General features: G+C 53.6%; 11 protein-coding genes and 1 riboswitch. Of the genes, 8 read left to right on the forward strand and 3 right to left on the reverse strand.

The features are described 5' to 3' along the window. Window positions 1–119: 119 nt before the first annotated feature. On the reverse strand, window positions 120–1,271 hold the full coding sequence (gene argE / locus ACH0WD_RS22220) for an acetylornithine deacetylase (RefSeq protein ID WP_000789870.1): 1,152 nt from the start codon (window positions 1,269–1,271) through the stop codon (window positions 120–122). A gap of 88 nt (window positions 1,272–1,359) precedes the next feature. Here argE and argC point away from each other — a divergent pair, with 88 nt between their 5' ends. From argC to oxyR, 4 genes are all read left to right on the forward strand, one after another. Next, window positions 1,360–2,364 (forward strand): N-acetyl-gamma-glutamyl-phosphate reductase, encoded by a 1,005-nt coding sequence (argC, locus tag ACH0WD_RS22225; RefSeq protein ID WP_000935332.1) that lies wholly within the window; start codon window positions 1,360–1,362, stop codon window positions 2,362–2,364. Between the two features lie 7 nt (window positions 2,365–2,371). Continuing rightward, entirely contained in the window at window positions 2,372–3,148 is a 777-nt protein-coding gene (gene argB, locus ACH0WD_RS22230) for an acetylglutamate kinase (RefSeq protein WP_089082247.1), read from the forward strand. Between the two features lie 117 nt (window positions 3,149–3,265). Beyond that, on the forward strand, window positions 3,266–4,642 hold the full coding sequence (argH, locus tag ACH0WD_RS22235; RefSeq protein ID WP_001230059.1) for an argininosuccinate lyase: 1,377 nt from the start codon (window positions 3,266–3,268) through the stop codon (window positions 4,640–4,642). Window positions 4,643–4,925: 283 nt separating this feature from the next. Continuing rightward, window positions 4,926–5,843 carry a DNA-binding transcriptional regulator OxyR gene (gene oxyR / locus ACH0WD_RS22240; protein ID WP_001025919.1) on the forward strand — a complete coding sequence of 306 codons (918 nt, stop codon included), beginning with the start codon at window positions 4,926–4,928 and terminating at the stop codon, window positions 5,841–5,843. Here the strand turns inward: oxyR and sthA are convergent. Then, window positions 5,826–7,226, reverse strand: a complete 1,401-nt coding sequence (gene sthA / locus ACH0WD_RS22245; RefSeq protein WP_001120791.1) for a Si-specific NAD(P)(+) transhydrogenase — start codon at window positions 7,224–7,226, stop codon at window positions 5,826–5,828. The genes oxyR and sthA overlap by 18 nt on opposite strands. Window positions 7,227–7,424: 198 nt before the next feature. On the opposite strand from sthA, the gene fabR reads away from it, so the two are divergent. Continuing rightward, the gene (fabR, locus tag ACH0WD_RS22250) at window positions 7,425–8,060 is read left to right on the forward strand and encodes an HTH-type transcriptional repressor FabR (RefSeq protein ID WP_000971958.1); all 636 of its coding nucleotides are present in this window, start codon (window positions 7,425–7,427) and stop codon (window positions 8,058–8,060) included. 15 nt (window positions 8,061–8,075) lie between these two features. Beyond that, window positions 8,076–8,435, forward strand: a complete 360-nt coding sequence (locus ACH0WD_RS22255; RefSeq protein WP_000813838.1) for a YijD family membrane protein — start codon at window positions 8,076–8,078, stop codon at window positions 8,433–8,435. Window positions 8,436–8,481: 46 nt separating this feature from the next. On the opposite strand, the gene trmA is transcribed toward ACH0WD_RS22255, so the two are convergent. Next, window positions 8,482–9,582, reverse strand: a complete 1,101-nt coding sequence (gene trmA, locus ACH0WD_RS22260) for a tRNA (uridine(54)-C5)-methyltransferase TrmA (RefSeq protein ID WP_000186979.1) — start codon at window positions 9,580–9,582, stop codon at window positions 8,482–8,484. 114 nt (window positions 9,583–9,696) lie between these two features. After that, a riboswitch (cobalamin riboswitch) is annotated at window positions 9,697–9,890 on the forward strand. A gap of 65 nt (window positions 9,891–9,955) precedes the next feature. Here trmA and btuB point away from each other — a divergent pair. Next, window positions 9,956–11,800: a TonB-dependent vitamin B12 receptor BtuB gene (btuB, locus tag ACH0WD_RS22265; RefSeq protein WP_000591403.1), complete on the forward strand. Its 1,845-nt coding sequence runs from the start codon at window positions 9,956–9,958 to the stop codon at window positions 11,798–11,800. Further along, the gene (gene murI, locus ACH0WD_RS22270; RefSeq protein ID WP_000201803.1) at window positions 11,745–12,596 is read left to right on the forward strand and encodes a glutamate racemase; all 852 of its coding nucleotides are present in this window, start codon (window positions 11,745–11,747) and stop codon (window positions 12,594–12,596) included. Before btuB ends, murI begins: the two co-directional genes overlap by 56 nt. Window positions 12,597–12,754 lie beyond the last annotated feature (158 nt).

Consider the following 12,754-nt stretch of genomic DNA (forward strand, 5'->3'; position numbering starts at 1 on the left):
TCGTGCCAAATAAGAAATGCTTATGAACATGTGGCGTAGAGATGCCGGATGGCGCTGCGCTTATCCGGCCTACAAGACGGGGTAGGCCCGGTAAACATCGCGTCACCGGGCAATATGCATTAATGCCAGCAAAAATGGTGTACTACCTGGGTAATCAATTCCCGGGTTGGCTTAATAAAACGCGTTTCGAGATATTCATCCGGCTGATGCGCCTGATTAATTGAGCCCGGACCAAGCACCAGCGTTGGGCATAATGTCTGCATAAACGGCGCTTCAGTACAGTAGTTCACCACGTCGGTTTTCGTACCCAACAGTTTTTCTACTACTTCAACCAGTTGGTGGTCCGGTGGACACTCATAACCTGGAATCGGCGGATGTAATTCCGCCACCGTCAGGCGGCCCGGCCAGCGTTCGCTTACCGGGGCCAGCGCGTCGTTAAGCAGTCCATTAAGGTCGTTTAACGTCATGCCCGGCAGTGGACGAATATCCATATGCAATTCGCAGCAGGCGCAGATACGGTTTGAGGCATCGCCGCCGTGAATATGGCCCAGATTCAGCGTTGGATACGGAACGGTAAACGCCTCGTAGTGATACCGCGCTTTCAGCGAGTCACGCAGTTGCATGATATGGCCAATCGCATCGTGCATCAGTTCAATGGCGTTAACCCCACGCGCCGGGTCGCTGGAATGACCGGACTGCCCCAGGACGCGAACGACATTAGAGATATGCCCTTTGTGCGCGCGTATCGGTTGCAACGACGTCGGTTCGCCAATGATCGCGCAGTCCGGACGTAATGCCGTGGTTTCGGAAAAATAACGCGCCCCCGCCATGCTGGTCTCTTCATCGGCGGTCGCCAGAATGTAGAGCGGCTTTTTCAACTTTGTGACGTCAACGTCACGTAGCGCGTCCAGAATAAAAGCGAAGAAGCCTTTCATATCCGCAGTGCCCAGGCCATAGAGCTTATTGTCATGCTCGGTCAGCGTGAACGGGTCGCGCGTCCAGCGTCCGTCATCAAAGGGAACCGTGTCGGTATGGCCGGTCAGCAGCAAACCGCCCGCGCCATGTCCGGTGCTGGCGAGCATATTAAATTTGTTTCGCGTTCCTGGAACCGGTTGAACCTCTACGTTGAAACCAAGATCGCTGAACCAGCCTGCAAGCAAAGTGATTAAAGACGCATTACTTTGATCCAGGGATTCTTCGGTTGCGCTTATCGACGGTGTGGCAATCAGAGCGCGGTAAATCTCGATAAATGGCGGTAAAATGTTTTTCATCGTTGACACACCTCAGGTCATGATAGTATCAATATTCATGCATTAATTATGAATAAAAATACATTAACGTTGAGCATAAAGGAACCCGATGTTGAATACGCTGATTGTAGGCGCTAGCGGTTATGCGGGCGCAGAGCTTGTAAGCTACGTAAATCGCCACCCACATATGACCATAACCGCTTTGACCGTCTCAGCGCAAAGTAATGATGCAGGAAAGTTAATTTCTGATTTACATCCGCAGTTAAAAGGGATTGTCGACCTGCCATTGCAACCGATGTCGGATGTACGTGACTTTAGCGCAGATGTTGATGTGGTGTTCCTGGCGACAGCGCATGAAGTGAGCCACGATCTGGCGCCGCAGTTTTTACAGGCCGGATGCGTCGTATTCGATCTTTCCGGCGCGTTTCGGGTAAACGATCGCGCCTTCTATGAAAAGTACTACGGATTTACTCATCAGTATCCTGAGCTGCTGGAGCAGGCGGTGTACGGTCTGGCGGAGTGGAATGCCGATAAACTGAACACGGCGAATCTGATTGCGGTTCCTGGTTGCTATCCAACCGCAGCGCAGTTGTCGCTAAAACCGCTGATTGACGGCGGGCTTCTGGATCTGACGCAGTGGCCGGTAATTAATGCCACCAGCGGGGTGAGCGGCGCGGGGCGCAAGGCAGCAATTTCGAACAGTTTCTGTGAAGTGAGTTTGCAACCGTATGGCGTGTTTACGCATCGTCATCAGCCGGAAATCGCCGCCCATCTGGGTGCGGAGGTCATCTTCACCCCGCATCTGGGGAATTTTCCGCGCGGGATTCTGGAAACCATTACCTGCCGCCTGAAAGCGGGAGTAACCCATGCGCAGGTCGCCGACGTGTTGCAAAAAGCCTATGGCGACAAACCGCTGGTGCGCCTGTATGACAAAGGCGTTCCGGCGTTAAAGAACGTCGTCGGGCTGCCGTTCTGCGATATTGGTTTTGCCGTCCAGGGCGAACATCTGATTGTGGTGGCAACCGAAGACAACTTGTTGAAAGGCGCAGCGGCGCAGGCGGTGCAGTGCGCTAATATTCGTTTTGGCTTCGCTGAAACGCAGTCTCTTATTTAAGGGTGAAATGATGAATCCATTAATTATAAAGCTGGGTGGCGTATTACTGGATAGCGAAGAGGCTCTGGAACGTCTTTTTACCGCGCTGGTCAACTATCGTGAGTCCCATCAGCGTCCGCTGGTGATTGTTCACGGCGGCGGCTGCGTGGTGGATGAGCTGATGAAAGGGCTGAATTTGCCAGTGAAAAAGAAAGACGGCCTGCGCGTGACGCCTGCCGATCAGATTGGCATCATTACCGGCGCGCTGGCGGGAACCGCTAACAAGACTCTGCTGGCCTGGGCGAAGAAACACCATATCGCCTCTGTTGGTCTGTTTCTGGGCGATGGCGACAGCGTAAACGTGACCCAACTCGATGAAGCGTTAGGCCACGTCGGGCTGGCGCAGCCGGGGTCGCCGAAGCTGATTAACATGCTGCTGGAAAACGGCTTTCTGCCGGTGGTCAGCTCCATTGGCGTAACAGAGGACGGCCAGCTGATGAACGTCAACGCCGATCAGGCGGCAACCGCGCTGGCGGCGACGCTGGGGGCCGATCTGATCCTGCTTTCTGACGTGAGCGGTATTCTGGACGGCAAAGGCCAGCGTATCGCCGAAATGACGGCGTCCAAAGCCGAGCAGCTTATCGACCAGGGCATTATTACCGACGGGATGATTGTGAAAGTGAATGCGGCTCTCGATGCTGCGCGGGCGCTGGGTCGCCCTGTGGATATCGCTTCCTGGCGTCATGCGGAGCAACTGCCGGCGCTGTTTAACGGCACGCCGATTGGCACGCGTATTCTGGCTTAACTATTTGTTCGCCCGATGGCGGCTGCGCCTTATCGGGCCTACGTGAACAGAAATTATAGGCCGGATAAGCGTAGCGCCATCCGGCAGTGAAATTCGAAGAATTTAAGGAAGTCTATTATGGCACTTTGGGGTGGGCGTTTTACACAGGCGGCAGACCAGCGGTTTAAACAATTCAATGATTCGTTGCGCTTCGATTACCGTCTGGCGGAGCAGGATATTGTCGGTTCTGTGGCCTGGTCCAAAGCATTGGTCACGGTAGGCGTACTGACTGCCGATGAGCAACGACAGTTGGAAGAAGCGCTGAACGTGCTGCTGGAAGAGGTTCGCGCGAATCCGCAGCAAATCCTACAAAGCGATGCGGAAGATATCCATAGCTGGGTGGAAGGTAGGCTCATCGACAAAGTGGGTCAGTTGGGTAAAAAGCTGCACACCGGGCGCAGCCGTAACGATCAGGTGGCGACGGACCTGAAACTGTGGTGCAAAGAGACGGTGAGGGAACTGCTTACCGCTAACCGCCAGCTACAGAGCGCGCTGGTGGAAACCGCGCAGGCGAACCAGGACGCGATAATGCCGGGATATACCCATCTGCAACGCGCGCAGCCAGTGACTTTCGCCCACTGGTGTCTCGCGTATGTCGAAATGCTGGCGCGCGATGAAAGCCGCCTGCAGGACACGCTTAAACGTCTGGACGTGAGTCCGCTAGGTTGCGGCGCGTTGGCGGGAACGGCCTATGAAATTGACCGTGAACAATTGGCAGGCTGGCTGGGCTTTGCGTCTGCGACCCGCAACAGCCTGGACAGCGTGTCCGATCGTGACCACGTACTGGAACTGCTTTCTGATGCGGCTATCGGCATGGTGCATCTGTCACGCTTCGCGGAAGATCTGATTTTCTTTAATTCTGGTGAAGCGGGTTTTGTAGAGCTTTCTGACCGCGTGACTTCCGGTTCATCGTTAATGCCGCAGAAGAAAAACCCGGACGCGCTGGAGCTGATTCGCGGTAAGTGCGGTCGCGTACAAGGGGCGCTAACCGGCATGATGATGACTTTAAAAGGTCTGCCGCTGGCGTATAACAAAGATATGCAGGAAGACAAAGAAGGGCTGTTCGATGCGCTCGATACTTGGCTTGACTGCCTGCATATGGCGGCGTTGGTGCTGGACGGTATTCAGGTGAAACGCCCACGTTGTCAGGACGCGGCGCAACAGGGGTATGCCAACGCCACGGAGCTGGCGGATTACCTGGTCGCGAAAGGCGTGCCGTTCCGTGAAGCGCACCATATTGTCGGCGAAGCGGTGGTAGAAGCTATTCGCCAGGGTAAGCCGCTGGAAGCGTTGCCGCTGGCCGATTTACAGAAATTCAGCCGCGTGATTGGCGACGATGTGTATCCGATATTGTCTTTGCAGTCGTGTCTGGATAAACGGGCGGCAAAAGGCGGCGTTTCTCCACAGCAGGTGGCGCAGGCCATCGACGATGCGAAGGCGCGCCTCGCGTTGTAGGCCTTATAAGCGCAGCGCTATCAGGTAATACTGCCCGGCCGAGCATCAGCGACGCCGGGCTTTTTTACGCAAAAAAAAGCGGACCAGAGGTCCGCAAAAGTTCACGTTGGCTTTAGTTATTTCGGGTTCGAGAGATACCCTCTGAACGGGCGGTGTCTTCAAGGGTTAAACGAGAAACCGCTCCGTTCTGTGATGTATTATTAATCAGAAAGGTTGATAGGGATAATCGTTCGTTGCTATGCTACCTATCGCCATGAACTATCGTGGCGACGGAGGATGAATAATGAATATTCGTGATCTTGAATATCTGGTGGCGTTAGCCGAACATCGCCATTTCCGGCGAGCGGCGGACTCCTGTCACGTCAGCCAGCCAACCCTTAGCGGGCAAATACGCAAGCTGGAAGATGAGCTGGGCGTTATGCTGCTGGAGCGTACGAGCCGTAAGGTGCTGTTTACCCAGGCGGGCTTACTGCTGGTGGATCAGGCGCGTACCGTACTGCGTGAGGTCAAGGTGCTCAAGGAGATGGCAAGCCAACAAGGCGAGACGATGTCCGGCCCGCTGCATATTGGTTTAATCCCAACAATTGGTCCCTATTTGCTGCCGCTTATCATTCCAATGTTGCACCAGACTTTCCCGAAGCTGGAAATGTATCTGCATGAGGCGCAAACGCACCAGCTGTTAGCGCAACTCGATAGCGGCAAGCTTGACTGCGCTATTCTGGCGCTGGTGAAAGAGAGCGAGGCGTTTATCGAAGTGCCGCTGTTTGATGAGCCCATGATGCTGGCTATTTATGAGGATCATCCGTGGGCGAATCGCGATCGCGTGCCGATGTCCGATCTGGCGGGCGAGAAATTGCTGATGCTGGAAGATGGCCACTGTCTGCGCGATCAGGCGATGGGGTTCTGTTTTGAAGCGGGAGCGGATGAAGATACCCATTTCCGGGCGACCAGTCTGGAAACGCTGCGCAACATGGTGGCGGCGGGCAGTGGTATTACACTACTCCCCGCGCTGGCCGTACCGCAGGAGCGTAAGCGCGACGGCGTGGTTTATCTGCCATGCATTAAGCCGGAGCCGCGTCGTACCGTGGGGCTGGTTTATCGCCCGGGATCGCCGCTGCGTAGCCGTTATGAGCAACTGGCAGAGGCCATCCGTGGCGCAATGGATGGCCATTTTGACAAGGCGTTAAAACAGGCGGTTTAAGCCGTTCAACGCCGCAACCCGATAAGCTTCCGCCATGGTTGGGTAGTTAAAGGTGGTGTTAACGAAGTATTCAATGGTGTTACCGCCACCTTTCTGCTCCATGATCGCCTGGCCGATATGAATAATTTCGGCGGCGCGTTCGCCAAAGCAGTGAATCCCCAGAATTTCTTTGGTTTCGCGGTGGAAGAGAATTTTTAGCGTGCCGACGTTCATGCCGACGATTTGCGCTCGCGCCAGATGCTTAAACTGCGCGCGGCCCACTTCGTAAGGCACTTTCATTGCCGTTAACTGCTGCTCGGTTTTGCCGACAGAACTGATTTCCGGAATGGTATAAATCCCGGTGGGGATATCTTCGATAAGATGTGCGGTCGCTTCGCCTTTCACCAGCGCCTGCGCTGCAATACGCCCCTGATCGTAAGCGGCGGAGGCCAGACTGGGATAGCCAATCACGTCGCCCACCGCATAGACGTGCGGCAGGGCGGTCTGGTACATACTGTTGACTTTGAGCTGTCCACGGCTGTCTGTTTCCAGACCAATATTCTCCAGCGCCAGCGAATCGGTGTTACCGGTACGGCCATTAGCATAGAGCAGGCAGTCAGCCTTCAGTTTTTTGCCGGATTTCAGGTGCATGATGACGCCATCATCGCAGCCTTCGATTTTCTCATACTCTTCATTGTGGCGAATAACCACGCCGCTATTCCAGAAATGGTAAGAGAGAGAGTCGGACATCTCCTGATCGAGAAAGGCCAGCAGGCGATCGCGGGTGTTGATCAGATCCACTTTCACATCCATACCGCGGAAGATGGACGCATATTCGCAGCCGATAACGCCGGCGCCGTAAATAATAACGTGGCGCGGTTCATGGTGGAGACTCAGGATTGAGTCGCTGTCATAAATGCGCGGATGCGAGAAATCCACATCACTGGGATGGTAAGGACGCGAACCACAGGCAATAACAAATTTTTCTGCCGTCAGGGTTTCAACCGTGCCGTCATGGCATTCCAGCGCCAGGGTATGTTCGTCAATAAAATGGGCGTTGCCCTGCAATATTTCACAGTGGTTACGCTCATAAAACCCCTGACGCATACGCGTTTGTTGATTAATCACGTTATCGGCATGATTAAGGATGTCGGCGAAAGAAGAACGAAGAAGACGGGAGTGGTCGCTATAGAGCGGGTTTTGATTAAATTCAATAATGCGGCTGACGGCGTGGCGAAGGGCTTTGGATGGAATGGTGCCCCAGTGGGTACATCCGCCGCCAACGTTATGATAACGCTCAATCACCGCGACGCGTGCTCCTTGCTTAACCAGACCCATTGCAGCGCCTTCACCGCCGGGGCCTGACCCTATGACGACTGCATCATAATCCCAGGAATGTGGCATGGTATTACTCACCTGTTTTTATACATAAAATAAACACGATGATAACATTTGCCCAGCTTTAACCCAATTATCGTTGTGCTTTTTTGCGAAGCCGGAGCACAAACTGTCTGTAAACAATCATTCACAATCCAGTGTGAACCCGTTACTTTTATTCTCTGGTATAGTGCCGAATAAGGCATATGGAAGGATTCAGACATTGTGATGGGTGTTAGAGCGCAACAAAAAGAAAAAACCCGGCGTTCGCTGGTGGAAGCCGCATTCAGCCAACTGAGCGCTGAGCGGAGTTTTGCCAGCCTGAGTTTGCGTGAGGTGGCGCGTGAAGCGGGCATTGCGCCAACGTCGTTTTACCGTCATTTTCGCGATGTCGATGAACTCGGTCTGACGATGGTGGATGAAAGCGGTCTGATGCTGCGTCAGTTGATGCGTCAGGCGCGACAGCGCATCGCGAAAGGCGGCAGCGTCATTCGCACGTCGGTCTCCACATTTATGGAGTTTATCGGCAACAACCCCAACGCCTTCCGTCTGTTGTTGCGCGAGCGTTCCGGCACTTCAGCGGCGTTTCGTGCCGCCGTCGCGCGGGAGATTCAGCATTTTATTGCGGAACTTGCCGACTATCTGGAACTCGAAAACCATATGCCGCGCGCGTTTACTGAAGCCCAGGCCGAAGCGATGGTGACTATTGTCTTTAGCGCGGGCGCAGAGGCGTTGGACATCGGCGCTGAACAGCGTCGGCAATTAGAAGAGCGGCTGGTATTGCAACTGCGCATGATTGCGAAAGGGGCGTATTACTGGTATCGCCGTGAGCAAGAGAAAATAGCACATCATTCCGAATAACGTGAAGGACGAGTAATGAAACAGTCAGGTCAAGATAAAGGTACGCTGTTGCTGGCGCTCATCGCTGGCTTATCGATTAACGGCACATTCGCGGCGCTGTTTAGCGCTATTGTGCCGTTCTCCGTATTCCCGGTTATCTCGCTGGTGCTGACGGTATATTGCCTGCATCAGCGCTACCAAAATCGTACTATGCCGGTAGGTTTGCCGGGGTTGGCCGCCGCTTGTTTCATTCTTGGCGTTTTACTGTATAGCACCGTCGTGCGTGCAGAATATCCGGATATTGGCTCTAATTTCTTCCCGGCGGTGCTGTCGGTGATTCTGGTATTCTGGATTGGCTTTAAGCTGCGTAACCGCAAGCAGGACACCGCAGAGTAGGGTGCGAAGGCCGGATGGCGGTATAACCGGCCATCCGACGTACATTTTACCTTGCGGTGAGTAATACCCCGCATTCCATATGATGCGTATACGGGAACTGATCGAATAGCGCCAGGCGAGACACCGTGTGCGTCTGGCTTAACGTTTCCAGGTTTTTGCACAACGTTTCCGGATTGCAGGAAATGTACAGAATACGTGGATAAGCCTGCACCATTTTTTCCGTTTCGCTGTCCAGACCGCTGCGCGGCGGATCGACAAAAATGGTTTCGCACTGATAGCGCTTCAGGTCGATCCCCTGCAGGCGGTTAAACTCACGAACGCCATTCATCGCCTGGGTAAACTCTTCCGCCGCCATGCGAATAATTTGCACATTATCAATATGATTAGCGGCAATATTGTACTGTGCGGCAGCGACGGACGGTTTGGCGATTTCGGTTGCCAGCACGCGGTCAAAATTGCGCGCCAGCGCTAAAGAAAAATTGCCGTTGCCGCAATACAACTCAAGCAGATCGCCTTTTGAGTCTTTCGTCACCTCCAGCGCCCACTCTAACATCTGAATATTCATGGCGGCGTTTGGCTGCGTAAAGCTGTTTTCGACCTGGCGGTAGATCATCTCTTTACCTGCCACAGGCAGACGCTCATCAATATAATCCTGATCCAATTCGATTTTAGTTTTAGTGGCCCGGCCAATCAGGTGTACGTTCAGACCTTGCGCGCGTAAAGCATCGCGTAACGCAGTGGCGGCTTCACGCCACTCTTCGTCCAGCTTCTTATGGTACAGCAACGACACTACCGCCTGGTTGCTCAAGGTCGTGAGATAATCGATCTGGAACAGCTTATGCCGCAGTGCATGATTATCGCGCACGCCGGCAATCATCGCCTTCATTAAGGTATTAATCAGTTGGCTGGCCGCCGGGAAGGTGTCAACGCGAATGCGGCTTTTGGTCTGCTGATCAAACATAATGTGGTACAGGTCATCGCCGTCATGCCACAGGCGAAATTCCGCACGCATACGATAGTGACTGACCGGCGAGCGAAATACTTCCGGAACCAGGCCAGAAAACGGCGCCATCATACTCTGCAAGCGCGCCACTTTTTCGGCCAGCTGCGCCTCATACTGTTCTGTCGGAAGATGTTCGGGGGTCATATCGCATCCTGAATAATAAAAGTACGCGGGGATTGTAGGGATTGCTCAGTGGATGTCCAGCTATTGATGATTTCTGATTTGTGATGCGCGGTCTGGACAGGGTGTTGTGACAGACGGTAGCATCCGTGGGCCGGTCCTGTGAGTTAATAGGGAATCCAGTGAAAATCTGGAGCTGACGCGCAGCGGTAAGGAAAGGTGAGATGAGAGCGTAAGCAGACACTGCCTCCGGCGGGAAGTCATCATTTCTGCTATCCAGCCAACGGATAACCCTCCAAGCCCGAAGACCTGCCGGCTAACGTCGCATCTGGTTTTTCATCATCGCGTACTATCGATGAAGCCTGCGGCATCCTTCTTATATTGTGGATGCTTTACAATGATTAAAAAAGCTACGCTGCTGACGGCGTTCTCCGTCACGGCCTTTTCCGCTTGGGCGCAGGACACTAGCCCGGATACCCTGGTTGTCACCGCCAACCGTTTTCAGCAGCCGCGCAGCGCGGTTCTGGCGCCCGTTACCATCGTGACGCGTCAGGATATTGAACGCTGGCAATCGACCTCCGTAAATGATGTTCTGCGCCGTTTGCCTGGCGTCGATATTGCGCAGAGCGGCGGCGCCGGACAAAACTCCTCCATTTTCATTCGCGGCACCAACTCCAGCCATGTACTGGTATTGATTGACGGCGTGCGTCTGAATTTAGCAGGCGTGAGCGGGTCCGCCGATCTCAGCCAGTTCCCGGTGTCGCTGGTACAGCGCATTGAATATATTCGCGGTCCGCGCTCCGCTATTTATGGTTCCGATGCTATCGGCGGCGTAGTGAATATCATTACGACGCGCGATAACCCAGGCACAGAATTAACCGCTGGATGGGGAAGCAATAGCTACCAGAATTACGACATCTCGACGCAACAGCAACTTGGCGAAAACACGCGGGCGACGTTGATCGGCGATTACGAATACACCAAAGGGTTTGACGTGGTAGCGAAAGGCGGTACCGGGATGCAGGCGCAGCCTGACCGGGACGGCTTTTTGAGTAAAACGCTTTATGGCGCGTTAGAGCATACCTTTTCTGATCGCTGGAGCGGATTCGTGCGTGGTTATGGCTATGATAACCGTACCGATTACGACGCTTATTACTCGCCGGGCTCGCCGCTGATTGATACACGCAAACTTTATAGCCAAAGCTGGGATGCCGGGCTGCGCTTTAATGGCGAACGTATTCAGTCTCAGCTGGTTTCAAGCTATAGCCACAGTAAAGATTACAACTATGATCCGCACTATGGCCGGTATGATACCTCCGCCACGCTGGATGAGATGAAACAGTACAATGTTCAATGGACCAACAGTGTGGTCGTGGGGCACGGTAATGTTGGGGCGGGCGTAGACTGGCAGAAGCAGACTACCACGCCAGGTACCGGCTATGTGCCCGAGGGATATGACCAGCGTAATACCGGGGTTTACCTGACAGGATTACAACAGTTGGGTGACTTCACTCTGGAAGCGGCGGCGCGCAGTGATGACAACTCCCAGTTTGGCCGTCATGGTACATGGCAAACCAGCGCAGGATGGGAGTTTATAGAAGGTTACCGCTTTATTGCCTCCTACGGAACCTCCTACAAAGCGCCTAATTTGGGCCAACTGTATGGTTATTACGGTAATCCGAACCTGAATCCTGAAAAGAGTAAACAGTGGGAAGGCGCATTTGAAGGGCTAACCGCTGGCGTCAGCTGGCGTATTTCAGGTTATCGTAACGATATTAATGACATGATCGATTATGACGATCATCTGCAAAAATATTACAACGAAGGTAAGGCGCGCATTAAAGGTATTGAGGCGACGGCGAATTTCGATACCGGACCGTTAACGCATACGGTCAGTTACGATTACGTTGATGCGCGTAATGCGATTACCGATACGCCATTACCGCGGCGTTCCAAACAGATGGCAAAATATCAACTTGACTGGGACGTTTACGATTTTGACTGGGGGGTGACATATCAATACCTTGGTTCCCGCTATGATTCGGATTACTCCGCTTACCCATACCGGACAGTAAAAATGGGCGGCGTCAGTTTATGGGATCTTACGGTTGCATATCCGGTCACCTCACATCTGACAGTTCGTGGTAAAATAGCCAACCTGTTCGACAAAGATTACGAGACAGTTTATGGCTACCAAACTGCAGGACGAGAATACACCTTGTCTGGCAGCTACACCTTCTGAACCACGTCCCACCGTGCTGGTATTTGATTCCGGCGTCGGTGGATTGTCGGTCTATGATGAGATTCGGCGGCTCCTGCCGGATCTCCACTATATATATGCTTTCGATAACGTGGCTTTCCCCTACGGGGAAAAGAGCGAAACGTTTATCGTTGAGCGCGTTGTCGAGATTGTGACCGCGGTACAGCAGCGCTATCCCCTTTCACTGGCGGTGATTGCCTGTAATACCGCCAGTACGGTCTCACTTCCCGCATTACGTGAAAAGTTTGCCTTCCCGGTGGTGGGCGTTGTGCCTGCGATTAAACCAGCGGCGCGGCTGACCGCAAATGGCGTCGTCGGGCTACTGGCGACGAGAGCCACGGTCAAACGTCCTTATACTCACGAGCTGATTGCGCGCTTCGCCAATGAATGTCAGATAGCGATGTTGGGGTCGGCAGAACTGGTGGAACTGGCGGAAGCTAAACTACATGGCGACTCGGTATCACTGGAAGAGCTGCGCCGCATATTACGCCCATGGCTACGAATGCCGGAGCCGCCTGACACGGTCGTTCTGGGGTGTACGCATTTCCCTCTATTACGGGACGAGCTTTTGCAAGTCCTGCCTGAAGGGACGCGGTTAGTGGATTCCGGCGCGGCGATAGCGCGTCGTACAGCCTGGCTGTTGGAACATGAAGCGCCGGATGCGAAATCAACCGATGCCAATATTGCTTATTGCATGGCAATGACGCCAGGAGCTGAACAATTATTACCCGTTTTACAGCGTTATGGCTTTGAAAGGCTCGAAAAACTGCCGGTTTAATGGCGTTTTGGGTAAATACCAGGCACTTGAGAAATTATTTTAAATTTCCTCTTGTCAGGCAGAAATAACTCCCTATAATGCGCCACCACTGACACGGAACAACGGCACACAGGCCGCCGGGTCAGCGGGGTTCAGACCAGAACCTCACGGAGAAAAGC

The organism is Salmonella sp. 2020_1395 (assembly GCF_043848115.1).
Lineage (GTDB): Bacteria > Pseudomonadota > Gammaproteobacteria > Enterobacterales > Enterobacteriaceae > Salmonella > Salmonella enterica.

What these genes read in the sequence shown, in the direction of transcription:
- argE (WP_000789870.1), bottom strand. Translation starts at nt 1,271, where the DNA reads ATGAAAAACATTTTACCGCCATTTATCGAGATTTACCGCGCTCTGATT.
- argC (WP_000935332.1), top strand. Translation starts at nt 1,360, where the DNA reads ATGTTGAATACGCTGATTGTAGGCGCTAGCGGTTATGCGGGCGCAGAG.
- argB (WP_089082247.1), top strand. Translation starts at nt 2,372, where the DNA reads ATGATGAATCCATTAATTATAAAGCTGGGTGGCGTATTACTGGATAGC.
- argH (WP_001230059.1), top strand. Translation starts at nt 3,266, where the DNA reads ATGGCACTTTGGGGTGGGCGTTTTACACAGGCGGCAGACCAGCGGTTT.
- oxyR (WP_001025919.1), top strand. Translation starts at nt 4,926, where the DNA reads ATGAATATTCGTGATCTTGAATATCTGGTGGCGTTAGCCGAACATCGC.
- sthA (WP_001120791.1), bottom strand. Translation starts at nt 7,226, where the DNA reads ATGCCACATTCCTGGGATTATGATGCAGTCGTCATAGGGTCAGGCCCC.
- ACH0WD_RS22255 (WP_000813838.1), top strand. Translation starts at nt 8,076, where the DNA reads ATGAAACAGTCAGGTCAAGATAAAGGTACGCTGTTGCTGGCGCTCATC.
- trmA (WP_000186979.1), bottom strand. Translation starts at nt 9,582, where the DNA reads ATGACCCCCGAACATCTTCCGACAGAACAGTATGAGGCGCAGCTGGCC.
- btuB (WP_000591403.1), top strand. Translation starts at nt 9,956, where the DNA reads ATGATTAAAAAAGCTACGCTGCTGACGGCGTTCTCCGTCACGGCCTTT.
- murI (WP_000201803.1), top strand. Translation starts at nt 11,745, where the DNA reads ATGGCTACCAAACTGCAGGACGAGAATACACCTTGTCTGGCAGCTACA.